The sequence below is a fragment of the Pectobacterium carotovorum genome (assembly GCF_033898505.1).
GTDB lineage: Bacteria > Pseudomonadota > Gammaproteobacteria > Enterobacterales > Enterobacteriaceae > Pectobacterium > Pectobacterium carotovorum_J.
Genome location: NZ_JAXAFK010000005.1, coordinates 122,979 through 147,546 on the forward strand (window position 1 = coordinate 122,979; position 24,568 = coordinate 147,546).

16 protein-coding genes are annotated in these 24,568 nt (G+C 55.9%); 12 read left to right on the forward strand and 4 right to left on the reverse strand.

Features of this window, described 5'->3' with window-relative positions:
• The first annotated feature begins 229 nt into the window (after positions 1-229).
• The 5 genes from glgB to glgP all read left to right on the forward strand — a co-directional run bounded on the left by glgB (position 230) and on the right by glgP (position 9,688).
• Positions 230-2,407: a 1,4-alpha-glucan branching enzyme gene (gene glgB, locus R9X49_RS18955; protein ID WP_319849894.1), complete on the forward strand. Its 2,178-nt coding sequence runs from the start codon at positions 230-232 to the stop codon at positions 2,405-2,407.
• Positions 2,408-4,384 (forward strand): glycogen debranching protein GlgX, encoded by a 1,977-nt coding sequence (gene glgX / locus R9X49_RS18960; RefSeq protein ID WP_319849895.1) that lies wholly within the window; start codon positions 2,408-2,410, stop codon positions 4,382-4,384.
• A gap of 35 nt (positions 4,385-4,419) precedes the next feature.
• Positions 4,420-5,697 carry a glucose-1-phosphate adenylyltransferase gene (glgC, locus tag R9X49_RS18965; protein WP_319849896.1) on the forward strand — a complete coding sequence of 426 codons (1,278 nt, stop codon included), beginning with the start codon at positions 4,420-4,422 and terminating at the stop codon, positions 5,695-5,697.
• 28 nt (positions 5,698-5,725) lie between these two features.
• Positions 5,726-7,165 (forward strand): glycogen synthase GlgA, encoded by a 1,440-nt coding sequence (gene glgA / locus R9X49_RS18970; RefSeq protein ID WP_319849897.1) that lies wholly within the window; start codon positions 5,726-5,728, stop codon positions 7,163-7,165.
• 75 nt (positions 7,166-7,240) lie between these two features.
• Positions 7,241-9,688 carry a glycogen phosphorylase gene (gene glgP, locus R9X49_RS18975; protein WP_319849898.1) on the forward strand — a complete coding sequence of 816 codons (2,448 nt, stop codon included), beginning with the start codon at positions 7,241-7,243 and terminating at the stop codon, positions 9,686-9,688.
• Between the two features lie 91 nt (positions 9,689-9,779).
• Here the strand turns inward: glgP and glpD are convergent, their stop codons facing one another.
• Together glpD and R9X49_RS18985 are read right to left on the reverse strand one after the other, a co-directional pair.
• Complete coding sequence (gene glpD / locus R9X49_RS18980) at positions 9,780-11,282, reverse strand: glycerol-3-phosphate dehydrogenase (protein WP_319849899.1); 1,503 nt, start codon at positions 11,280-11,282, stop codon at positions 9,780-9,782.
• A gap of 199 nt (positions 11,283-11,481) precedes the next feature.
• Complete coding sequence (locus R9X49_RS18985; RefSeq protein ID WP_225181835.1) at positions 11,482-11,919, reverse strand: bleomycin resistance protein; 438 nt, start codon at positions 11,917-11,919, stop codon at positions 11,482-11,484.
• Between the two features lie 156 nt (positions 11,920-12,075).
• Here R9X49_RS18985 and glpE point away from each other — a divergent pair, with 156 nt between their 5' ends.
• The 5 genes from glpE to malQ all read left to right on the forward strand — a co-directional run bounded on the left by glpE (position 12,076) and on the right by malQ (position 18,746).
• Positions 12,076-12,399 (forward strand): thiosulfate sulfurtransferase GlpE, encoded by a 324-nt coding sequence (gene glpE, locus R9X49_RS18990; protein ID WP_015842027.1) that lies wholly within the window; start codon positions 12,076-12,078, stop codon positions 12,397-12,399.
• Positions 12,400-12,467: 68 nt separating this feature from the next.
• Positions 12,468-13,301 (forward strand): rhomboid family intramembrane serine protease GlpG, encoded by an 834-nt coding sequence (glpG, locus tag R9X49_RS18995; protein WP_319849902.1) that lies wholly within the window; start codon positions 12,468-12,470, stop codon positions 13,299-13,301.
• Positions 13,302-13,325: 24 nt separating this feature from the next.
• Entirely contained in the window at positions 13,326-14,084 is a 759-nt protein-coding gene (locus R9X49_RS19000; RefSeq protein WP_005969330.1) for a DeoR/GlpR family transcriptional regulator, read from the forward strand.
• Positions 14,085-14,126: 42 nt separating this feature from the next.
• Positions 14,127-16,649, forward strand: coding sequence for a maltodextrin phosphorylase (gene malP, locus R9X49_RS19005; RefSeq protein ID WP_319849904.1), 2,523 nt, complete (start codon positions 14,127-14,129; stop codon positions 16,647-16,649).
• Positions 16,650-16,661: 12 nt separating this feature from the next.
• Complete coding sequence (malQ, locus tag R9X49_RS19010) at positions 16,662-18,746, forward strand: 4-alpha-glucanotransferase (RefSeq protein WP_319849906.1); 2,085 nt, start codon at positions 16,662-16,664, stop codon at positions 18,744-18,746.
• 69 nt (positions 18,747-18,815) lie between these two features.
• Here malQ and nfuA read toward each other — a convergent pair whose 3' ends face one another.
• Positions 18,816-19,391, reverse strand: a complete 576-nt coding sequence (gene nfuA, locus R9X49_RS19015; protein WP_015842023.1) for a Fe-S biogenesis protein NfuA — start codon at positions 19,389-19,391, stop codon at positions 18,816-18,818.
• Positions 19,392-19,451: 60 nt separating this feature from the next.
• Positions 19,452-20,153, reverse strand: coding sequence for a DNA utilization protein GntX (gntX, locus tag R9X49_RS19020; RefSeq protein ID WP_319849907.1), 702 nt, complete (start codon positions 20,151-20,153; stop codon positions 19,452-19,454).
• Between the two features lie 89 nt (positions 20,154-20,242).
• Here gntX and bioH point away from each other — a divergent pair, with 89 nt between their 5' ends.
• Together bioH and acrD are read left to right on the forward strand one after the other, a co-directional pair.
• Positions 20,243-21,010 carry a pimeloyl-ACP methyl ester esterase BioH gene (bioH, locus tag R9X49_RS19025; protein ID WP_319849908.1) on the forward strand — a complete coding sequence of 256 codons (768 nt, stop codon included), beginning with the start codon at positions 20,243-20,245 and terminating at the stop codon, positions 21,008-21,010.
• Between the two features lie 377 nt (positions 21,011-21,387).
• The gene (gene acrD, locus R9X49_RS19030) at positions 21,388-24,504 is read left to right on the forward strand and encodes a multidrug efflux RND transporter permease AcrD (RefSeq protein ID WP_319849909.1); all 3,117 of its coding nucleotides are present in this window, start codon (positions 21,388-21,390) and stop codon (positions 24,502-24,504) included.
• The last annotated feature ends 64 nt before the right edge of the window (positions 24,505-24,568 follow it).

Genomic DNA, 24,568 nt, shown 5'->3' on the forward strand with positions numbered 1-24,568 from the left:
TGATATTTCTCGGTTCTTTGACTACGCTGAATTAGGGGGCGTGGCTCAAGAACTCTTTCATACTATTCATTATTTTTACACGTCGCCGTTATTCATTAGCAAGCTAATAACCCGTTATTTTTATTGGTTTTTTGTTAAAAATAAGTAGCGGGAGAATATAAGTGCAACGTAATGCGCTTTTATATTACTTATTTATTTAATTCAAATGGTTAATCAGAGGATGGATACCATGTCAGCGTTTTCTGATGCGATTAATTCACTTATTTCCGGGCATTATGCCGATCCGTTTTCGCTGTTAGGTATGCATCATTCTTCTAAAGGCCTTGAAGTTCGGGCACTGCTGCCGGATGCGCAGGCAGCCTGGGTGGTTGATGCCAGCAATGGACGAAAAATTGTCGAGCTGGAACGTATAGACGAACGCGGTTTTTTTTGTGGTCTGGTGCCGCGCCGGAAAAATGCCTTCCGTTATCAATTGGCCGTGACCTGGCGTGAAGAAACCTGGGTGATTGAAGATCCTTACCGCTTTGGCCCGCTGTTGCAGGATATGGACATCTGGCTGTTGGCCGAAGGCACCCACCTGCGGCCTTACGAGCGGCTGGGTGCCCATCTGGAAACGCTGGACGGGGTTGAAGGCACGCGTTTTGCCGTCTGGGCACCGAATGCGCAGCGCGTCTCGGTGGTGGGGCAGTTCAACTTCTGGGACGGTCGACGTCACCCGATGCGGCTGCGTAGAGAAAACGGCATTTGGGAACTGTTTCTGCCCGATGTGAAAGCGGGGCAGCTCTACAAATATGAAATGATCGACAGCCACGGGAACGTCCGGTTAAAGGCCGACCCGTATGCGTTTGAAGCACAGATGCGCCCCGATACCGCATCGCTGATTACGCTACTGCCTGAGAAAGTCCCGACCAGCGATGCCCGGCGTGAGGCGAACAGCCTGCGTTCACCTATCTCCATTTATGAAGTTCATCTCGGTTCCTGGCGGCGGCATACGGATAACAATTTCTGGCTGAGCTATGAGGAACTGGCGAAGCAGCTGATTGATTACGTGCAGTATATGGGCTTCACGCACGTGGAGCTGATGCCGATTAACGAACATCCGTTCGATGGCAGCTGGGGTTATCAACCTCTGGGGCTCTATGCGCCAACGCGCCGTTTCGGCACCGCACAGGATTTCAGAGCGTTTGTTGATGCGCTCCATGACGCGGGCATTAACGTCCTGCTGGACTGGGTGCCGGGGCATTTTCCGGGCGACGAATACGGTTTGGCACAGTTTGACGGCACCGCGCTGTATGAATACGCCGATCCGCGCGAAGGCTATCATCAGGACTGGAACACGCTGATTTATAACTATGGCCGTCATGAAGTGCGTAACTATCTGGCGGGCAACGCGCTGTTCTGGATGGAACGCTATGGCATTGATGGACTGCGGGTGGACGCCGTGGCTTCCATGATTTACCGCGACTACAGCCGTAGCGAAGGGCAGTGGGTGCCGAACCATTACGGCGGTAAAGAGAACCTCGAAGCGATTGCGTTTCTGCGCTACACCAACCACATGCTGGGCCATGCCGCGCCTGCGGCGATCACGCTGGCCGAAGAGTCTACCGATTATCCGGGCGTCACGCTGCCGCCGGACTGCAACGGTTTAGGGTTTCACTACAAGTGGAATATGGGCTGGATGCACGACACGCTGACCTATATGCAGCACGATCCGGTTCACCGCAAATACCATCACGATTTGCTGACATTCGGCATGCTGTACGCCTATAGCGAGAACTTTGTGCTGCCGCTGTCTCACGATGAAGTGGTGCACGGCAAGCGCTCGCTGTTGGATCGCATGCCCGGCGATGTCTGGCAGAAATTTGCCAATTTACGCGCGTATTACGGCTTTATGTGGGCGTATCCCGGCAAGAAGCTGCTGTTTATGGGCGGCGAATTTGCACAAGGGCGTGAATGGAACCACGACGCCAGTCTGGACTGGCATTTGCTGGATGAGCCGGAAGGCTGGCACCGCGGCGTGCAGACGCTGGTGCGCGATCTCAACCATTGTTATCGCCAACAGCCGCCGCTGTATCAGCTGGATTTTCAGCCGCAGGGCTTTGAATGGCTGGTGGTGGATGACCGGGAAAACTCGGTCTTTGCCTTTGTGCGGCGTGACGAGCAGGGCAACGAAGTGCTGGTGGTTAGCAACTTTACGCCGGTTCCACGCTATGGATACCGCATCGGTATCAACCAGCCCGGCGGCTGGCGGGAAGCGATCAATACGGATTCTGGCTATTACAACGGCAGCAATCTGGGCAATGTCGGAACGATTTACAGCGAGGAACGGGGCAGCCATCAGCGCCAGCATTCTCTTGTGCTGACCATTCCGCCGCTTGCCACGCTGTATCTGGTGAAGGAGGCGTGAATGGCGGAATTACAGACGGGTAAGCCGACGCCGCTGGGAGCCAGTTTTGATGGACAGGGCGTGAATTTCGCGCTGTTTTCGGCGGATGCCGAGCGGGTCGAACTGTGTGTTTTTGATGAACGCCAGCAGGAACAGCGCATCGAGCTGACCGCACGCAGCGGCGATATTTGGCACGGCTACCTTCCCGCTGCACAGCCGGGGCTACGCTATGGTTTCCGGGTCGACGGGCCGTTTGAACCGTCTCAGGGGCTGCGCTTCAACCCGAATAAACTGCTACTGGATCCCTACGCGCGCCAGCTTGACGGCTGGGTAGTGGATGATGATTCCCTGCAAGGCGGCATTGACCAGCGGGATGAACGCGATAGCGCTGACATCATGGCGAAGTGCGTGGTCACGACGGAAGAGTACGACTGGCAGGGCGACCAACATCCGCACACGCCCTGGAGTCAGACGGTGATTTATGAGGCGCACGTACGCGGCCTGACACAGCTGCATCCCGATATTCCCGAAGACATTCGCGGTAGCTATGCCGCGTTGGGTCACCCGGTGATGATTGACTATCTGACGTCGCTGGGCATCACGGCGCTGGAGCTGCTCCCGGTACAGCAACATGCCGATGAGCCCCGTCTTCAGCAACTGGGGCTGCGTAATTACTGGGGCTATAACGTGCTGCTGCCCTTCGCCGTAGATAACAGTTTGGCCGCGGGTGACGATGCGCTGAATGAATTTCGGGATGCGGTGAAAGCGCTGCATAACGCAGGTATCGAAGTCATTCTGGATGTGGTGTTCAACCACAGCGCTGAACTGGACGTCGAAGGCCCCACGCTGTGCCAGCGCGGTATCGATAATCGCAGTTATTACTGGCTGAGTGAAAACGGGGAATACCATAACTGGACCGGCTGCGGCAATGTGCTGCGCCTGAACCATCCGGCGGTCATTGATTGGGTGATGGACTGCCTGCACTTCTGGCGCGAAGTCTGCCACGTTGACGGTTTTCGCTTCGATCTGGCAACGGTGCTGGGGCGTACCCCGGATTTTACCGCCGCCGCGCCGCTGCTGTCCGCCATGAAAAATGATAGCCGCTTACAGGGCTGCAAGCTGATTGCCGAACCGTGGGACATCGGGCATGGCGGTTATCAGTTAGGTCAGTTCCCGACGCCGTTCGCGGAGTGGAGCGACCGCTACCGCGACGATATGCGTCGCTTTTGGCTGCACGGTGACATTTCCCTCGGCGCGTTCGCCCGTCGCTTTGCTGCCTCCAGCGACATCTTCCAGCAGCGTGACCGCCTGCCTTACGCCTCCGTCAACAAACTGACGGCCCATGACGGCTTTACGCTGCGCGATGTCGTGAGTTTTAACCACAAGCACAACGACGCCAACGGCGAGGGTAATCGCGACGGCACCGACAGCAACTTCAGTAATAACCACGGCACGGAAGGTCTGGAAGCGGACGACGACATCCTCCAGCGTCGGCTGGCCAGCCAGAAGGCGCTGCTGACGACGCTGATTCTGTCACAGGGAACGCCCATGCTGCTGGCGGGCGATGAACTGGGGCACAGCCAGCAGGGCAACAACAACGCCTACTGTCAGGATAACGAATTGACCTGGCTGCACTGGGAAAACGCGAACCGCGAACTGCGCGAGTTTGTCGCCGGATTGATCCAACTGCGCCGCGCGATCCCTGCATTACAGCAGGAGACGTGGTGGCAAGAAGGGGACGGCGCAGTGCAGTGGCTGAACAGAGAAGGTCAGCCTTTGACGCCGCAGCAGTGGGAGCATGGGGAACATCAGCTACAGGTTTTACTGTCCGGTCGCTGGCTCGTGGTGTTTAACGCCAGCCTGCATACCGGTGCGTTCATTTTGCCAGAAGGCCACTGGCAGGTTTCACCGCCGTTTGATGAGACGAACCCGCCCGAGGGCGGAATTTGGCACGGACAAGCGCAGGCGGTATGCGTCTTGATAAAACAGACCGCCTAAGCGCAAGCCATTAAAAGAATAATCAGGAGATAGCCATGGTGAATAACGACAAGCATGACCCTCTGATGTTGGCAAGACAACTCCCTCTGAAATCCGTGGCATTAATTCTGGCCGGAGGCCGTGGAACGCGATTGAAAGGGCTGACGGCGCTGCGTGCCAAGCCTGCCGTCCACTTTGGCGGCAAATTTCGCATTATTGATTTCGCGCTTTCTAACTGTCTGAATTCCGGTATCCGCCGTATTGGTGTGATTACCCAATATCAGTCGCATACGCTGGTACAGCATATTCAGCGCGGCTGGTCATTTCTGAATGCGGAAATGAACGAATTTGTTGATTTGCTTCCCGCTCAGCAGCGTCATTCTACCGATCACTGGTATCGGGGAACGGCGGATGCGGTTTGTCAGAATCTCGACATCATTCGGCGCTACCGTGCGGAGTATGTGGTGATCCTCGCGGGCGATCACATCTACAAGATGGACTACTCACGTATGCTCATCGATCACGTAGAGAAGGGGGCGGAATGTACCGTTGCCTGCCTGCCCGTGCCGCTGGAAGAAGCCAGCGCCTTTGGCGTCATGAGTGTGGACAAACAGCACCGCATTCTCGATTTTGCCGAAAAGCCGGATAACCCGACGCCGATGCCGGATAACCCCGACATGGCGCTCGCGAGCATGGGGATCTATGTTTTTAATGCAGACTATCTTTATCAATTGCTGGAAGCGGATCGTAATGCGCCGGACTCTAACCACGATTTCGGGCAGGACCTGATCCCGAAGATCGTCTCGCAGCGTCTGGCCTGGGCGCACCCTTTCACCCTGTCGTGCGTCACGTCGGGTGAAGATGAAAACCAGTATTGGCGGGATGTCGGCACGCTGGAAGCCTACTGGCGTGCCAATCTCGATCTGGCGTCCGTCACGCCGGAGCTGGATGTGTACGATCGGCACTGGCCGATTCGTTCCGCGATTGAATCGCTGCCGCCAGCCAAATTTGTTCAGGACCGTTCCGGCAGCCATGGCATGACGATGAACTCGCTGGTATCGGGAGGCTGCATCGTCTCCGGCTCTGTCGTCACGCATTCGGTGCTGTTCCCGCGCGTGCGGGTCAATTCATTTTGCAGTATCGATTCGACGGTAATTTTGCCGGATGTCAACGTAGGGCGCTCCTGTCGTTTACGCCGTTGTGTGATCGATCGCGCCTGCCACTTGCCGGAAGGCATGGTGATTGGTGAAAACGCGGAAGAGGATAGCCGCCGTTTTTACCGTTCGGAAGAGGGGATCGTGCTGGTCACGCGATCGATGTTGGAAAAGCTGTAAACACCATCGGAACAAAACGGGAGTAATAATGCGGGTCTTACATGTTTGTTCAGAGCTCTTTCCACTGTTGAAAACCGGTGGACTGGCGGATGTGGCTGGTGCGTTGCCCGGCGCGCAGATTGCGGCGGGGATGGATGTCCGCGTCATCCTGCCTGCCTTCCCCGATCTGAAAAAAGGCATCGCCAACATACAGGTTGTGCGTGAGCTGGATACCTTCGCCGGGCACGTCACGCTGCTGTTCGGCCATTTTAACGGCGTCGGTATTTATTTGATTGATGTGCCTGAGCTGTATGAGCGTGCGGGCAGCCCTTATCACGACCCGGCGCTTTACGCTTATGCCGATAACTATCTGCGATTTGCGCTGCTGGGGTGGATGGGATGCGAAATGGCGTGCGGCCTGGATCACTATTGGCGGCCCGATATCGTGCATGCCCATGACTGGCACGCGGGGCTGACCTGCGCCTATCTGGCGGCGCGTAACCGTCCGGCGAAATCGGTCTTTACCGTCCACAACCTTGCTTATCAGGGGCTGTTTGATGCCCGGCATATGCCGAATATCCAACTGCCGAGCGATTTCTTTCAGGTGTACGGGCTGGAATTTTACGGCCAGATTTCCTATCTCAAGGCGGGATTGTACTACGCTGACCATATCACGACCGTGAGCCCAACCTACGCGCATGAGATTACGCTGCCGGCGTATGGCTACGGTATGGAAGGCTTGCTGAAGGCGCGTGAAGAGGAAGGACGCCTGTCCGGTATCCTCAATGGCGTAGACGAGATGATTTGGAACCCGGCGCACGATCCTTTACTGACTAATCATTACAGCCGTGATGCGCTGGCGAATAAAGCGGAAAACAAGCGCCATCTGCAAACGGCAATGGGCCTGAAGGTTGACGACAAGGCGCCGATTTTTGCCATCGTCAGCCGTCTGACCAGCCAGAAAGGGCTCGATATCGCGCTTAGCGCGATACCGGATCTGCTGGAGCAGGGCGGGCAACTGGTGGTACTGGGCGCAGGAGATGCCGATTTGCAGGAAGGCTTTCTGGCTGCGGCGGCCGAATATCACGGGCAGGTTGGCGTACAGATTGGCTATCACGAAGCTTTCTCGCACCGCATTATTGGCGGCGCGGATGTCATCATGGTGCCCAGCCGGTTTGAACCTTGCGGGTTAACCCAGCTCTATGGCCTGAAATATGGCACGTTGCCGCTGGTACGCCGTACCGGCGGGCTGGCGGATACGGTATCAGACTGTTCGCTGGAGAATCTGGCGGATGGGCTGGCAAGCGGGTTTGTCTTTAACGATTGCAGCGTGGGGTCGCTATCCCGCGCGATTCGTCGTGTGTTTGTGCTGTGGTCCCGACCTACGCTATGGCGCTATGTGCAGCGTCAGGCAATGGCGATGGACTTTGGTTGGCAGGTTTCTGCTCAGGCTTATGGTGCGCTATATCAACGCTTGTATACCCACTAGTTTTCCTGCTGCGCGTCATCCTCGTGCAATCTGAAAACGACAGGGTATGGTAACACTCACTTGGGAATGAATATTATGAACTCTCCGTTTATCTATACTTCGCCAACGATCAGTGTGGAAGCGCTGAAACACTCTATTGCTTACAAGCTCATGTTTACCGTGGGGAAAGATCCCTCCATTGCGAATAAACATGACTGGCTGAACGCCACGCTGCTGGCCGTGCGTGACCGGATGGTGGAACGCTGGCTGCGCTCGAACCGCGCACAGCTGTCGCAGGATGTGCGACAGGTGTATTACCTGTCGATGGAATTTTTGCTGGGGCGGACGCTGTCGAACGCGCTGCTGGCGATGGGATTGTATGACGATCTGAAAGCGGCGCTGGATGGCATGGGGCTGGAACTGGACGATCTGCTACAGGAAGAAAATGATCCCGGCTTAGGGAACGGTGGTCTGGGGCGTCTGGCGGCCTGTTTTCTGGACTCGCTGGCGACGATGGCGCTGCCGGGACGCGGCTACGGTATTCGCTACGAATACGGCATGTTCAAACAGAATATTGTTAACGGCAAGCAGGCGGAATCGCCGGACTACTGGCTGGAATACGGCAACGCATGGGAATTCCCGCGTCACAGCACGCGCTACAAAGTGCGCTTCGGCGGCCGAATCCAGCAGGAAGGCAGTAAAATGCGCTGGCTGGAAACGGAAGAGGTTATCGCGTGCGCTTACGACCAAATCATTCCCGGTTTTGATACGGATGCCACCAATACGCTGCGCCTGTGGGGCGCGCAGGCCAGTAACGAAATCAATCTGGGTAAATTCAATCAGGGCGACTATTTTGCGGCGGTAGAAGATAAAAACCACTCGGAAAACGTGTCGCGCGTGCTGTATCCCGATGACTCTACCTATTCAGGTCGCGAGCTGCGTCTGCGTCAGGAATACTTTCTGGTTTCGGCCACGGTGCAGGACATCCTGAACCGCCACTGGATGATGCATAAAACGTACAGCAATTTGGCGGAGAAGTTCGCCATCCACCTGAACGATACTCACCCGGTGCTGGCTATCCCTGAGTTGATGCGTTTGCTGATCGATGAGCACAAATTCAAATGGATAGAGGCGTGGACCGTGGTGAGGAAAGTCTTCTCCTACACCAACCATACGCTGATGCAGGAAGCGCTGGAAACCTGGCCTGTCGATATGCTGGGCAAAATCCTGCCGCGCCATCTGCAATTGATTTTCGAAATTAACGAACATTTTCTGGAATACGTTCAGAAAGAAGCGCCTGATGACAACGATCTGCTGGCGCGGGTTTCCATCATTGATGAAAACAACGGGCGTAAGGTGCGGATGGCGTGGCTGGCCGTGGTCGCCAGCCATAAGGTCAACGGCGTATCGGAGCTGCATTCGGATCTGATGGTGCAGTCTCTGTTTGCCGATTTCGCCCGCCTCTTCCCTAATCGGTTCTGTAACAAGACCAACGGTGTGACGCCACGTCGCTGGCTGGCGCTCGCCAACCCATCGCTCTCCAAGCTGCTGGATGACACGATAGGCCAGACCTGGCGTACCGACCTGAGCCAACTGAGCGAGCTGAAACAGCACATCGATTATCCGGCGTTTGTGCAGAAAATCAGTAAGGTGAAGCTGAAGAACAAAGTGCGCTTAGCGACCTATATGGCGGAAACGCTGAATATTGTGGTTAACCCTGAGTCGCTGTTTGATGTGCAGATTAAGCGCATTCACGAATACAAACGGCAACTGCTGAATGTATTGCACATCATCACGCTCTATAACCGCATTAAAGACGATCCAGAAGTTGCGCGAGTGCCGCGCGTCGCCATCTTTGCAGGCAAGGCGGCCTCGGCCTATTACATGGCGAAGCACATTATTAACCTGATCAACGACGTTGCGAAGGTGATCAACAACGATCCGGCACTGCACGATCGGCTGAAAGTGGTCTTCATCCCGAACTACAGTGTGAGTCTGGCACAGTTGATCATCCCGGCAGCCGATCTCTCTGAACAGATCTCGCTGGCGGGGACGGAAGCATCCGGGACCAGTAATATGAAGTTTGCCCTGAACGGCGCGCTGACGATTGGCACGCTGGATGGGGCGAATGTCGAAATGCTGGAACACATTGGCGAAGAGAACATGTTTATCTTTGGCAATACGGCTGAGCAGGTCGAAGCGCTGCGTCAGAGCGGCTATAACCCGCGACAGTATTACGATCAGGATGAAGAACTACGCCGTGTACTGACACAAATTACCACGGGTGTCTTCAGCCCTGATGACAGCCGACGCTACAGCGACCTGTTTGATTCACTGGTGAATTTTGGCGATTACTACCAGCTACTGGCGGACTATCGCAGCTATGTGGATACGCAGGATCGGGTGGATGAGCTGTATGAGAAAAAGGACGAATGGGCGCGTTGTGCCGTCCAGAATATTGCCAACATGGGCTATTTCTCGTCCGACCGCACCATCGGCGAATATGCAGCAGATATCTGGAATATTAAGCCGATACGGTTGTGATTGTGTGCCGGTGATATGAAAAAGCGCCGTAGGTTTTTGCCTACGGCGCTTTTGTATTTGCGGCAGTAAAAGACGCTGCGGTAACCGCCGATTAACCCGCTTTTGCCAGTTGCTGTTGGCGGTGGTTGGCTAACCAGTCGCTGATGCGTTGTTTCTGCGCGTCATTCAGGCGCATGCCCAGCTTGGTGCGGCGCCAGATGACGTCGTCCAGCGTGACGGCCCATTCTTTCTCGACCAGATAGCGCAGTTCCGCTTCATACAGGTCATGACCGAAATCTTCACCCAGATCGCCGAGGCCTTTCACGTCTGTCAGAATCAGTTCGCTGTTTGAACCGTAGGTACGGCTGTAACGGCGCGTCAGTGATTCCGGCAGGTTGAAGCGGCGACGCAGCGCGGCGGCATAGTCATCACGTGTGCCTGCGATATCACCACCCGGCAGGACTGCTTCTTTCGTCCAGGCTTTACCCGCTTGCGGATAGTATTTGTGCAGTTTTTCCAGCGCGTGTTCTGCCAGCTTACGATACGTCGTCAGCTTGCCGCCAAATACGGAAAGCAGCGGAGCCTGGCCGTTATCATCATCGACCGACAGCGTGTAATCACGGGTAATCGCCTGCGGAGAATCGGACTCGTCATCGCAGAGCGGACGCACGCCGGAGTAGGTCCAGACGATGTCGTCACGTGTAAGTTGCTGTTTGAAATGGTCGTTATACACATCCAGCAGATAGCCAACTTCGTTATCATCGATCTTCACATCGTGCGGATTGCCTTTGTATTCCACGTCGGTTGTGCCGATGATCGAGTAGTCATCCTGCCACGGGATCACGAAGACAATACGGTGATCTTTGTTTTGCAGAATATACGCCTGCGGCTGGTTATGGACTTTTGGCACCACGATGTGGCTGCCTTTGATCAAACGGATGCCGTAAGGCGATTTCAGTTGCAGTCCGTCATCAAAGAATTCTTTCACCCACGGGCCAGTGGCGTTCACCAGGCCTTTGGCACGCCAGGTAAAGGTTTCGCCGGTCAGTGAATCAACCGCATCCACAATCCATACGCCTTGCTCACGGCGGGCACGGGTGACTTTGGTGCGGGTACGGACTTCGCCGCCGCGTTTTGTCACTTCCTGCGCGTTTAACACCACCAGACGCGCATCATCCACCCAGCAGTCCGAATATTCAAAGCCCTGCTTCAGTTCAGGCTTAAGCACGGAATCCGCACCGAATTTCAGTCCCTTACTGGCAGGCAGGCTGACGCGTTTACCAATGTTGTCGTACATGAACAGGCCGATACGAATCATCCAGGCCGGACGGAGGTGCGGCTGATGGGGCAAACGAAAGCGCATTGGGAAGATGATGTGTGGGGCCATTTTCAGCAGCGTTTCGCGCTCAGACAGCGCTTCGCTGACCAAACGAAACTCATAGTGTTCAAGGTAACGCAGGCCGCCGTGAATCAGCTTGGAGCTGGCGGAGGACGTGGCACAGGCAAGATCCTGCGCTTCCAACAACAGGACTGATAACCCTCGCCCAGCCGCATCTGCGGCGATGCCTGCACCGTTAATTCCGCCGCCGATAACGATTAGATCTTTGGTTTCCACGTTTCTTCCTCCACCCTCGAATAAATCAAAATGTTCGTTTTCGAGCATTATAATAATCGAAAACAAACAAATCAGCCAATGGTTAACCAAATAAAAACATTTATGCGTGATGGAGCTAACAATATGATGATAATTGTCACATTAAAATAAGGGATAATAAGGGTTTTGGGACTATCTTGGACGGCAAGCCCGGTCGGGGTTACGACTGCTCTATATATTGGCTGAAGCGCAGGAGATAGCCATCAGGGTCCTGAACCAGAAATTCTCTCTGGCAGGCTTGGGTTGGCTCTGTCTTATCTTCGCCAGTTTCTATTGTGTAATAGTTATCTCTCAGCGGTCGGTAAAGCGGAATGTGGTGATGTGCCAGACTGTCTACTAGGGGCATTACGTCGTCCACCTCAATCTGAAGATTGATACCGCGTCCCAAAGGTTTGATTAGCTCCCCTGTTTTCCATCCTCCCTCGTGAAACGCTTCCAACATCAGCTGCGCTTCACCCAGGCTAAGATAGACAAAATCTGGGTTCTCACGGCGGATCGTTACGGTGAAACCTAGTATGTGCACATAAAAATGTATCGAAGCGGAAAAATCCGTCACCGTGAGTTCAGGTACCATGCGGTTCCAGTAAGTCTGTGTCATATAGTTACCGTTTTTATCGTCACACTTCACGTTAGTGAAGCACTGTTTTTATAAATAACCTTATAATCATATAGGTTTTATGCCGCTGAAGGCGGGTTACAATGACGCCAGTTGTTACTAACATCCTGTCCATTATTAACAAGGTTGTCACTTTCGATGGAACAATTTGAAGCTATTAGTATTGAGCAAGCCCATTCCCGCTGGCAGGAAGGGGGCGTTGTCGTTGATATTCGCGATCCACAGAGCTTTGCCGCGGCCCATGTTCCCGGCGCGACGCACCTGACCAACGAGACGCTCTCTGACTTTGTACGCGGCGCTGACTTTGAAGCACCGGTCATGGTGATTTGCTACCACGGCATTAGCAGCCGCAATGCGGCACAGTACCTGATTAGCCTGGGGTTCGATTCGGTGTACAGTATCGATGGTGGCTTTGAAGCCTGGCAAAATCGCTACCCGCAAGACACGCAGGCGCAAGCCTGATCGCATGACGATGACAGAATTTTTATTATCATGTTCCTAACTCAACCCACCCACTGGCGCTTCCCGCTATGATGATTCGCGTTATTGCTCTCTCCAACCCGCGTCTGGCTCAGGCATTTGTTGATTACATGCGTACGCAGCAGGTCCATCTGGAGATGCGGCCCCAGGGGCATGAAGCTGAGCTGTGGCTGGAGGATGAAACCCAACTGGGCAAGGTTCAGGAAGCGCTGGAAATTTTTCTGCGTGACCCGACGAACCCGCGCTATCTGGCGGCCAGTTGGCAAACCGGATCGATGGACACCGGTATTCAATACCAACGCTACTCTTACCTGCAAACGCTGAAACAAAAGGCAGGGCCGCTGACGCTATCCGTGATGGTCGTGACGATTGCGGTGTTTATCCTGATGCAGATTTCAGGCTATGAGAGCGTGATGACGTGGCTGGCGTTCCCGGCGGAGGGGCAGCAGCTACAGCTGTGGCGCTGGTTCAGTCATGCTTTGTTGCACTTTTCCCTGCTGCACATTTTGTTCAATCTGATGTGGTGGTGGTATCTGGGGGGACCGGTTGAAAAAGTGTTGGGGACCGGCAAGCTGCTGGTCATCACGCTGGTTTCCGCGCTGGTCAGCGGCTGGGCGCAGTCTTGGTTCAGCGGCACGTATTTTGGCGGCCTGTCTGGCGTAGTTTATGCCCTGATGGGCTATGTCTGGCTGCGAGGGGAAAGGGAGCCTGACGGCTACTTATCTATGCCGCGTAGTCTGATGGCTTTCGCTTTACTGTGGCTGGTCGCCGGATATTTCGATATTTTAGGCATGTCGATCGCCAATGCGGCGCATGTGGCTGGGCTGATTGTCGGGCTATTGATGGCCTTTTGGGACACGTATAATAAAACCAACCCCCGGTAAACCGGGGCGTCTTAGGGGATAAATGTGAAGCAGACACAACGGCATGACGCCATTATTGAACTGGTGCGTCGGCAGGGGTATGTCAGTACTGAAGAGCTGGTGGATCATTTTGCGGTGAGCCCGCAGACCATCCGTCGCGATCTGAACGATCTGGCCGAACAGAATAAAATCCATCGCCACCACGGCGGCGCGGCCTTGCCGTCCAGTTCAGTGAATACGGCCTACCATGACCGTAAAATGATGTGGTCGGACGAAAAAGCGCGCATTGCCCGTCGGGTGGCGAGCCAGATTCCAGACGGTGCCACCTTGTTTATCGATATCGGCACCACGCCTGAAGCGGTGGCCTATGCGCTCATGCAGCATAAGGATCTGCGCGTGGTGACCAATAACCTGAACGTGGCAACGCTGCTGACGGCAAAAGAGGATTTTCGCCTGATTTTGGCCGGTGGCGAAGTGCGCACCCGTGATGGCGGTATCATGGGCGAGGCGACGCTGGATTTTATCTCTCAGTTCCGTCTGGATTTCGGCATTTTGGGTATCAGCGGTATTGACATGGATGGGTCATTACTGGAGTTTGATTACCATGAAGTGCGCACAAAACGGGCGATTATTGAAAATTCTCGCTGCGTCATGCTGGTGACGGATCATTCCAAATTTGGCCGTAATGCGATGGTGAATTTGGGCAACATGGATTTGATCGACTATCTTTTTACCGATCAGTCACCACCGCCCAGCGTACTGAAAATCATTGAACAACATAAGGTACAGTTGGAGTTGTGTTGAGCCCGATGTGCCTTTTCCATGACGGACAACGGAGGAGGCACGATGTCAGATTCTTCAAGAAAGTCGGGTTCTACAAAGCGATCAGGTTCGTCAACACGTTCTGCGGCTGCAAGAAAGCCAGATGCTTCAACGCAGCCTGTTTCCTCCTCTCATCCCGCCATTGCCTTTGATGCATCAGAATTTGCCACCGCGCTGCGCCGCCAACAGCGGCTCGGTGGCGTCGCGTCGCTTAACGCGATGACGCCAGTGCAGTGCTGGCGCGCCATCAGCCTTGCACTGTCTGAACAGTTGTTGATGCATACCGCGTCGCCAGCGTCTTCCACTACCAATACGCCTCAGCGCCATGTGAACTACCTGTCGATGGAGTTTCTGCCCGGTCGCCTGACGGGCAACAACCTGCTGAATCTGGGATGGTATGACGCCGTTGCTGCCGCGCTCGCCGAGCAGGGGCTGAACCTGAGCGATATCCTTGAACAGGAAACCGATCCGGGCTTAGGCAACGGTGGATTAGGTCGGCTGGCGTCCTGCTTTCTGGATTCGATGGCGACGGTGGGGCAGCCTGCAACGGGGTATGGTCTCAACTATCAGTATGGCCTGTTTCGTCAGCACTTTGCGCAAGAAAAGCAGCAGGAAACCGCCGATGACTGGCAGCGTGACGCCTATCCGTGGTTTGTACCGCGCGCGGAGCTGGCGGTGGATGTCGGGTTTGGCGGGCGTCCGCAACCCCAGACGGACGGCACCCTGCGCTGGTTGCCGGATACCGTTTTCAGAGGCGAAGCCTGCGACCTGCCGGTGATTGGCTATCACAACGGCGCCGCGCAGCCGCTGCGTCTGTGGCGTGCGACGCATCGCGATCCGTTTGATTTGACGTTATTCAATGAAGGGCATTACCTGCGTGCGGCTCAGGCGGGCGTTTCCGCCAGCAGCCTGACCAGCGTGCTGTATCCGAATGACAATCATGCGGCGGGCAAACGCCTGCGCCTGATGCAGCAATATTTCCACTGCGCCTGTTCGGTGGCCGACATTCTGCGCCGCCATCTTAACGCGGGGCGCGCGCTGTCCACGCTGCCGGATTACGAAGTCATCCAGCTTAATGATACTCACCCGACGCTGGCGATCCCTGAACTGATGCGCCTGCTGCTGGATGAGTATCAGATACCGTGGGATGACGCCTGGTCGATAACCGGACGTACCTTCGCCTATACCAACCATACGCTGATGCCGGAAGCGCTTGAGCGCTGGGACGAACGGCTGTTTGGCCGCCTGCTGCCTCGCCACCTGTCTATCATTCGGCAAATTGATACGCAGTTTAAGGCGCAGGTTGAGGACAAGTGGCCCGGCGAGCGGCAGGTATGGGCGAAGCTCGCGATTCGCCATCAGCGCCAGATTCGCATGGCAAACTTGTGTGTCGTCAGCTGTTTTGCGGTCAACGGCGTGGCGGCGCTGCACTCGGAACTGGTGGTGAAAGATCTGTTCCCTGAATACCACCAGCTGTGGCCGACCAAATTCCATAACGTCACCAACGGCATTACGCCACGCCGCTGGCTAAAACAGTGTAACCCGGCGCTGTCCGCGCTGATCGACGACACGCTGCACACGCCGTGGGTGAATGATTTACCCGCGCTGCAAGGGCTGGAGCCCTATGCTGACGATGCCGGCTTTCGTGAGCGCTATCGACAAATCAAAGCCGATAATAAAACGCAGCTGGCAACCTACCTGCGCCAGCAGTACGACATTGTTATCGATCCGCAGGCGCTGTTTGATGTGCAAATCAAGCGATTGCATGAATACAAACGCCAACATTTGAATCTGCTTCATATTCTCGCGCTATATCGTCAATTGCGTGACAATCCGCATCTGGATATAGTGCCGCACGTCTTTTTGTTCGGTGCCAAAGCGGCGCCGGGCTATGTATTAGCGAAAAACATCATTTACGCCATTAACCGGGTCGCTGCGGTCATTAATCAGGATCGCCGCGTTAACGATCGCCTGAAGGTCGTCTTCCCGCCGGACTATCGCGTATCGCTGGCTGAACGGATGATTCCTGCCGCGGATGTGTCTGAGCAGATTTCAACGGCAGGTAAAGAGGCATCCGGCACGGGCAATATGAAGCTGGCGCTGAACGGTGCGCTGACCGTCGGCACGTTGGACGGGGCGAATGTGGAAATGGCGCAGCAGGTCGGTGAAGACAATCTGTTCATTTTCGGCCACACCGTCGAGCAGGTAAAAGCGTTACAGGCGCAGGGCTATGAGCCGTCTGACTACCTTGCCGTGACGCCTCTGCTGCGTGAAGTGCTGAATGAGCTAGCGAGCGGCGCGTTCAGTCAGGGGGATAAAAACGCGTTTGCCCCGCTGTTGGATAGCCTGCTGAAGCTGGGCGATCCCTATATGTTAATGGCCGATTTTGCACCGTATTGCGAGGTGCAGCAGCGTGTTGATGCGCTTTACCGTGAGCCGGATGAATGGACGCGTCGCTGTGTGCTGAATACCGCCAGAATGGGGATGTTCAGTTCGGACCGGGCGATTCATGATTACCAGACGCGCATTTGGCAGGCGCATCGTTAGGAAAAGGAGAGGGTGTTCAAGGTGGATAAACTGGCAAGCCAGCAGACAGGCATCGCGGAAAGCTATACCGATGCCTATGGCAAAGAGCACATTGTTGCGGCCGCAATCAGAAATCAGATTCAGGCAATGATGGACGTTTCTGATAGCGGCAATGCGCCCTTGCCGCCTGTTCGTGTCTTTTTGCAGGGCCGGGATGCGATCATCGAGCTTGCTGGTCACGGTGAATTCCTCTGGACGCTGATGTATGAAAACGGCGGTCAAATTCAAGGACAGATAACGGGCGGCTCAACGCTGGCTTTGCCGGGCGTGCTGCCGCTGGGTTACCACTACCTGACGCTGACGCAGGCCGACCAGCGCTGGAGCTGCCGGATTATTGTCGCACCGCACCGCTGCTATGAGCCTGAAGCCTTACAGCAGGGAAAACGCTGGTGGGGCGTGACCGTCCAGCTTTATACCTTGCGCTCGCAGAACAACTGGGGCGTCGGGGATTTTGGCGACCTGCGCCAACTGGTGGAGCAGATTGCCCGACGCGGCGGTGCCTTTGTGGGGCTGAACCCGCTGCATTCGCTGTATCCCGCGCTGCCAGAGGCCGCAAGCCCTTATAGTCCTTCCTCCCGACATTGGCTGAACATTATTTATATCGATGTGAACCGTATTGATGATTTTCAGCAGAGTGAGGAAGCGCAGGCATGGTGGCACCGCGAGGATACGCAAAGTGCGGTTGCCGCGTTACGGGCGGGGCGCTGGGTCGATTATGAACCGGTGACGGCGCTTAAGCTGGCTGCCTTACGGCTGGCGTTCCGCTACTTTACGACCCGCAGCGCGCTGGACCCGCGCATCAGCGCCTTTCGTCAGTTTGTCGTCAGCGGTGGGCAGAGCCTGCAACTTCAGGCGACGTTTGATGCGTTGCAGGCTTACCTGAAAAAGCAGGGCGAGAACTACGCAGACTGGCACCAATGGCCAGCCAGTTATCATGACGTGCACAGTGAAACCGTGAAGTCATTCCGCCGTGAAAACAGCGATGAGATTACGTTCTACAGTTGGCTGCAATGGGTGGCGCATGAGCAACTTGCGGAGTGCTATGCGCACAGTAAACAGCTTGGCCTGCCGCTCGGTCTGTATCGTGATTTAGCCGTTGGGGTTGCACAGGGCGGCGCGGAAACCTGGGACGAACGGCAGCTCTATTGCCTTGATGCCTCTATCGGCGCACCGCCGGACCCGCTTGGGCCACAGGGACAAGACTGGCAGCTCGCGCCGATGAACCCCACCATGATGCAGCTTCGTGGCTATCAACCGTTTATCGATGTCCTGCGCAGCAACATGGCGCACTGTGGTGCGCTGCGTATCGATCACGTGATGGCGCTCTTGCGTCTGTGGTGGATCCCTAAGGCGGCGTCGGCAGGCAACGGGGCTTACGTACATTATCCGGTTGACGATCTGCTGGCGGTGCTGGCGCTGGAAAGCCAGCGCCATCGCTGCCTGATTATCGGTGAGGATTTAGGCACGGTGCCGCCGGAAATTGTCAGCAAGCTGCATGACTACGGTATCTATTCTTACAAGGTGCTGTTCTTTGAAAAGGACGATGAGAACCATTTCCGCGCACCGGAAGACTACCCGCGTCAGGCCATGACAACCATTACGACGCACGATCTCCCGACGCTGCGCGGCTACTGGCAAACCGTGGATTTATCGCTGGGGCGGGAGCTGGGGCTGTACCCGACGGAAGCGTTACTGCAAGAACAAATGCAGCAGCGTGAGAAAGCGAAACAGGGGCTGCTCAACGCGTTGCACGAATTCGGGCTATTGCCGCAGCGGGTTGGCCGCAACTCGGCGCTGACGACAATGGGCGCACCGCTGAGTCGTGGCGTTCATCGCTATGTCGCCGATAGTGCAAGCGCACTGGTGGGATTCCAGTTGGAAGACTGGCTGGATATGGCTACGCCGGTCAATGTGCCGGGTACTAATCGTGAATACCCCAACTGGCGGCGCAAGCTCACGCGTCCGCTAGAGTCGATCTTCGCTGACCGCTGCCTTGAACGGCTGGTTCGGGATATGGATTTGCGTCGTGGCGCACCGATGAAAGCGCAGAAAGCCTAAGGCAGAACGAATACGCTTCCTCCCCTGAGTCGGAGAGGAAGCAGAAAGATAAATCAGCAGGAGAGGGGATTAATAGTAGGAGTGTTCGCCGCGCTGGTGCTCGGTGAGATCTCTCACGCCTTTCAGCTCAGGGAATTTTTCCAGCAGCTCTTTCTCGATCCCTTCTTTCAGCGTGTAATCGACCATAGAACAGCCGTTACAGCCGCCGCCAAATTGCAGAATCGCCATGCCGTCATCGGTAATTTCCATCAGCGTTACGCGGCCGCCGTGGCCAGCCAGCTGTGGGTTGATCTGCGATTGCAGCACGTACTCAACGCGTTCCATCAGCGGAGCGCTGTCGTCCACTTTACGCATTTTGGCGTTTGGCGCTTTCAGCGTGAGCTGAGAACCTAGCTGATCGGTCACGAAGTCAATTTCAGCGTCTTCCAGGTAAGGTGCGCTGAGTTCGTCCACGTAAGCGGAAATCTTTTCAAACTTCAGTACGGTATCGCTGGCTTCTACGGCATCCGGCGGGCAATACGAGACGCCGCACTCGGCGTTTGGCGTACCTGGATTGATAACAAATACGCGAATCTGTGTGCCTTCTTCCTGTTTTGCCAACAGTTTCAGGAAATGCTCCTGAGCAGCATCGGTAATACGGATCATAATAGTAAGCTCGATAGTTGACTGCACTTATCGGTTATAATACGCCCATCCTCCCCCCGACTACAAGGTTCGGCACAAACACCAGACCTGAACGCCCGCTGCACCTTGAGCCAGCAGCAGCCTGCTGATTTCGGCGGCGGTACTGCCCGTCGTGACCACATCATCCAGTAAAACCACCTGCTGCCCAGACAGCGAGATATCACACGAGAATGCGCCCCGCAGGTTTCGCCGCCGCGCGCTGGCGCTGAGCGTTTGCTGTAGCGGCGTGCGGCGGGTGCGCTGCAATCCGCGGGGCTCGTAAGCACAGTTCAGCCAGCGGGCGAGAGGACGGGCGAGCAACTCGGTCTGGTTGAAGCCCCTGCGCCACTGGCGGTTCCGGTGCAGGGGAACGGTGAACAGGCGGTCAGGGCGGAACAGGGGAACCTGTACGGTGAGTTTCCGCTCGCGGTAGGTCATCAGCCAGCGCAGTAATAGCTGCCGGGCGAGCACCGCTGCCAGCTCGGTTTTACCGTGGAACTTAAACTGCTTCAGCAGCGTGTTAAACGGCGGCACGTAGTCGCTGATAAAGGTGATGGATTGCCAGGGAGGCGGATTTTGCAGGCAGCGCCCGCACTGACGCGTTGTGTCGCCGGAGGGCAAGCCACAGCGCGGGCAGCAGGTAGGCAAGCGAGGCAAATGGCGCTGGCAGTACGAGCAAATACCCTGCTGGCCGTGATGAAGCGGCAATAAGCATAGCCAGCAGCGTGCGGAGATGGTTAACATTGTTTTCCTTAACGATAACGATCGTTTTCCCTGAAATATATTGACCCCGCGCAAACGTGAAGGGGTGTCCTGAAGAAGGAAGATAACTGATGGCAGCGTTGTATTGGCAGACCGAAGGCGCAGGAAATACGGATCTTGTGTTGCTGCACGGATGGGGATTGAATGCGCAGGTATGGCAAAGCATTACTGCGCGACTCGCCCCGCATTTTCGTTTGCATATGGTCGATCTGCCGGGCTATGGCAGAAGTCAGGGGTTTGGGCCGATGTCGCTGAGTGATATGGCGAACATCGTGCTGGCGCAGGCACCGGAACGCGCCGTCTGGCTAGGATGGTCGCTGGGCGGACTGGTTGCCAGCCAGATTGCGCTGCTCGCACCTGAGCGGGTGGAAAAGCTGATTACCGTGGCGTCATCTCCTTGTTTCAGCGCACAGGACGGCTGGCCAGGTATCAAGCCGGACGTATTGCAGGGGTTCCAGCAGCAGCTCAGTGAAGATTTTCAGCGTACGGTCGAGCGGTTTCTGGCGCTGCAAACGCTGGGAACGGAGAGCGCACGGCAGGATGCTCGACTATTAAAAAGCGTGGTGCTGGAACAGCCAATGCCGTCAGTCGAGGTACTAAACGGCGGGCTGGCCATATTGCGTGAAGCCGACTTACGCCAGCCGTTAGCCGACTTGGCCGTGCCGTTCCTGCGGCTCTATGGTGCGCTAGACGGGCTGGTTCCGCGCAAAGTTGCCGGGTTGCTAGATGCGCAGTGGCCGAACTCGACCTCGGTGGTGATTCCAAAGGCCGCGCATGCGCCGTTTATCTCGCATCCCGATGCCTTTACCGAGCAGGTGATCGCGTTTGCTCAGGCCTAGCCGACGATAATTTACATTTTCTCCTCAATTTCTCCACGATTTAGCCGATGTCGGCAGTTAAGGTAATTCGGCACGCTGTATGCATGATGTCGGTCGTTTCAAGATCGAGATGCCGGGGGCTACCACGGTGTGAGGCATCCCTACGGGAACCCCATCGCCGTGTTTCCCCCTATAAAATGCAAACGCATTTTAAATGCCACTTGTGGCAGCCCGTCAGGGCGAGCACAGGAACTGGGCGAGTAAACCCATGCTGAAGTGATCGGCATTACCTGGTATGCAGGGTTTTCTCTGGGTTGAATGAACCCGATGCTGTTCGATTATAAGTAGGCTGCTCATAAAGTAGCCACGTTAAAATATGGCTGAGGAGTGTTGGAGAGATGGCGAACTTTTTTGTCGACCGTCCTATTTTTGCGTGGGTGCTGGCTATCCTTCTCAGCCTGTGCGGTATGTTGGCGATCAAGTCATTGCCTCTGGAACAGTATCCCGATCTGGCACCGCCCAGCGTGCGGATCACGGCGAGCTATCCCGGCGCATCGGCGCAGACGCTGGAAAATACCGTCACACAGGTTATTGAGCAGAGTATGACCGGGCTGGATAACCTGATGTACATGTCCTCGGACAGCAGCAATACCGGGCAAGCGCGCGTCATGCTGACCTTCGAGGCGGGTACCAATCCCGATGAAGCCCGCCAGCAGGTGCAAAACCAGCTTCAATCCGCTATCCGCAAGCTGCCGCAGGAAGTCCAACAGCAGGGCGTCACCGTGAGTAAAACGGGCGATACCAATATCCTGATGGTCGCGTTTGTCTCTACCGATGGCAGCATGGACAAGCAGGATATCGCTGATTATGTCGCGACGAATATTCAGGAACCGCTTAGCCGTATCAGCGGGGTGGGCGAGGTTTCTGCGTATGGATCGCAGTATGCGATGCGCATCTGGCTGGATCCGGCCAAGCTGATGGATTATGCGCTGACCACCAGCGACGTGGTACGGGCCATCGAATCGCAGAACAGCCAGGTTTCGGTAGGACAAGTCGGCGGTGTACCGTCGGTGGATAATCAGGCGCTAAACGCGACGATCAACGCACAATCCCTGTTACAGACGCCACAGCAGTTCCGTGATATCACGCTGCGCGTCAATCAGGACGGCTCCGCTGTGACGTTAGCTAACGTTGCAGAAGTCGAACTGGGTGCCGAACGCTACGATTTTCTCAGCCGTTTCAACGGCCAGTCCGCTTCTGGTCTGGGGGTGACGCTGGCGTCTGGCGCGAATGAGCTGGAAACGGATAAGCGCGTCAGGGAACGTATCGATGAGCTATCACGCTATTTTCCGCACGGGCTGGAAGCCAAAATTGCTTTCGAAACCTCCCCCTTTGTTAAAGCTTCTATCACCGATGTGGTAAAAACCCTGTTTGAAGCGGTGCTGTTGGTCTTTCTGGTGATGTACCTGTTCTTGCAGAATTTCCGCGCCACGCTGATTCCTACGATTGCGGTGCCGGTGGTGTTACTCGGTACGTTTGCCGTGCTGTACGCCTGTGGATTCAGCCTGAACACCCTGACAATGTTTGCGATGGTGCTGGCGATTGGCCTGCTGGTGGACGATGCCATCGTGGTGGTGGAAAACGTGGAGCGGGTGATGAGCGAAGAGGGGCTCTCGCCACGGGACGCGACGCGAAAATCGATGGGACAGGTGCAGGGCGCGCTGGTGGGGATTGCGCTGGTGCTATCCGCCGTGTTTGTGCCGATGGCCTTCTTTGGCGGCACCACGGGCGCGATCTACCGTCAGTTCTCCATCACGATTGTGACCTCAATGATTCTGTCGGTGCTGGTGGCGATGATTCTGACGCCTGCGCTGTGCGCGACGCTGCTCAAACCGCTCGCTAAAGGCCAACATCATGGCCGTAAAGGGTTCTTCGGCTGGTTTAACCGGAGCTTTACTCGCACATCGCTGAAGTATGAGCGCGGCGTCGGCAAGATATTGATCAGCAGCGGACGCTGGCTGCTGTTGTATATGGGCATCATCGGCGTTATGGCTTTCCTGTTTTTTCGGCTGCCGACCTCGTTTCTGCCGCAGGAAGATCGGGGCGTGTTCACGACTCAAGTGCAGCTACCGCCAGGGTCGACGCAGCAGCAGACCTTACAGGTGGTCCACAAGATCGAGCAGTATTATCTCACGCAGGAAAAAGACACGGTAACGTCCGTGTTTTCCACCATTGGCTCGGGGCCGGGCGGAAACGGGCAAAACGTGGCGCGGCTGTTTATACGTCTTAAAGACTGGAACGAACGCACCACGCCGGAGAGCAGTTCGTTTGCGGTGATCGAACGCGCGACCAAAGCCTTTCGTCATATTCAGGAAGCGCGCGTGTTTGCCAGTAGCCCGCCGTCAATTAACGGGCTGGGTAGCGCTGCCGGTTTCGCCATGCGGTTACAGGATCGCGCGGGGCTGGGACACGATGCGCTGATGGCCGCACGGGATCAGCTGTTAAACATGGCTGATAGCAATCCCGAACTGACGCGCGTGCGTCACAACGGTCTGGATGACAGTTCGCAGCTGCGGATTCATATCGATCAGCGTAAAGCACAGGCGCTGGGCGTGTCGGTGGATGACATTAACAGCACGCTGAAAACGGGCTGGGGCTCGACCTATGTTAATGATTTCCTTGACCGTGGCAGAGTGAAGAAAGTCTACGTTCAGGCGGCGGCGAAGTTCCGTATGCTGCCGGACGACATCAGCAAATGGTATGTGCGCAACAACCGTGGCGGCATGGTGCCGTTCAGCGCGTTTGCGCAAACCGTCTGGGAAACCGGCTCGCCGCGTCTTGAGCGTTACAACGGTTACTCCTCGCTGGAGATTGTCGGTGAAGCGATGCCGGGCGTCAGTACCGGTACCGCCATGACGGTCATGGAATCGCTGGTGGCGAAACTGCCGGAAGGCTTTGGCTTAGAGTGGACCGGCATGTCGTTGCAGGAGCGATTGAGCGGGGCGCAGGCTCCCGCGCTGTATGCGATTTCTCTGCTGGTGGTGTTTCTGTGTCTGGCCGCGCTGTATGAAAGCTGGACGGTGCCGTTCTCCGTCATGCTGGTGGTACCGATGGGCGTGCTGGGGGCGCTGCTGGCAACCTGGGCGCGCGGTCTGGAAAACGATGTCTATTTTCAGGTTGGGCTACTGACGGTAGTCGGGCTATCGGCGAAAAACGCCATCCTGATAGTGGAATTCGCCAACGAGATGAATCAGAAAGGGAAGGAGCTGGTTGAGGCCACGCTGGAAGCCTCCCGCCAGCGACTGCGGCCGATATTGATGACGTCGCTGGCATTTATTTTCGGCGTTCTGCCGATGGCGACTAGCAGCGGCGCAGGCTCGGCCAGCCAGCATGCAGTGGGAACGGGCGTGATCGGCGGTATGCTGGCTGCGACCTTCCTCGCGATTTTCTTCGTGCCGCTGTTCTTTGTCGTCGTGCGCCGCCGCTTCCCGCTGAAGGAGAAGGTACTGGAGTAGGCATCGGCGACATTGCCTGACGACCTGATGGCATTCGTCAAAGGGTGGCTTGCTGAGTGTCCAT

What these genes read in the sequence shown, in the direction of transcription:
- glgB (WP_319849894.1), top strand. Translation starts at nt 230, where the DNA reads ATGTCAGCGTTTTCTGATGCGATTAATTCACTTATTTCCGGGCATTAT.
- glgX (WP_319849895.1), top strand. Translation starts at nt 2,408, where the DNA reads ATGGCGGAATTACAGACGGGTAAGCCGACGCCGCTGGGAGCCAGTTTT.
- glgC (WP_319849896.1), top strand. Translation starts at nt 4,420, where the DNA reads ATGGTGAATAACGACAAGCATGACCCTCTGATGTTGGCAAGACAACTC.
- glgA (WP_319849897.1), top strand. Translation starts at nt 5,726, where the DNA reads ATGCGGGTCTTACATGTTTGTTCAGAGCTCTTTCCACTGTTGAAAACC.
- glgP (WP_319849898.1), top strand. Translation starts at nt 7,241, where the DNA reads ATGAACTCTCCGTTTATCTATACTTCGCCAACGATCAGTGTGGAAGCG.
- R9X49_RS18985 (WP_225181835.1), bottom strand. Translation starts at nt 11,919, where the DNA reads ATGACACAGACTTACTGGAACCGCATGGTACCTGAACTCACGGTGACG.
- glpE (WP_015842027.1), top strand. Translation starts at nt 12,076, where the DNA reads ATGGAACAATTTGAAGCTATTAGTATTGAGCAAGCCCATTCCCGCTGG.
- glpG (WP_319849902.1), top strand. Translation starts at nt 12,468, where the DNA reads ATGATGATTCGCGTTATTGCTCTCTCCAACCCGCGTCTGGCTCAGGCA.
- malP (WP_319849904.1), top strand. Translation starts at nt 14,127, where the DNA reads ATGTCAGATTCTTCAAGAAAGTCGGGTTCTACAAAGCGATCAGGTTCG.
- nfuA (WP_015842023.1), bottom strand. Translation starts at nt 19,391, where the DNA reads ATGATCCGTATTACCGATGCTGCTCAGGAGCATTTCCTGAAACTGTTG.
- gntX (WP_319849907.1), bottom strand. Translation starts at nt 20,153, where the DNA reads ATGTTAACCATCTCCGCACGCTGCTGGCTATGCTTATTGCCGCTTCAT.
- bioH (WP_319849908.1), top strand. Translation starts at nt 20,243, where the DNA reads ATGGCAGCGTTGTATTGGCAGACCGAAGGCGCAGGAAATACGGATCTT.
- acrD (WP_319849909.1), top strand. Translation starts at nt 21,388, where the DNA reads ATGGCGAACTTTTTTGTCGACCGTCCTATTTTTGCGTGGGTGCTGGCT.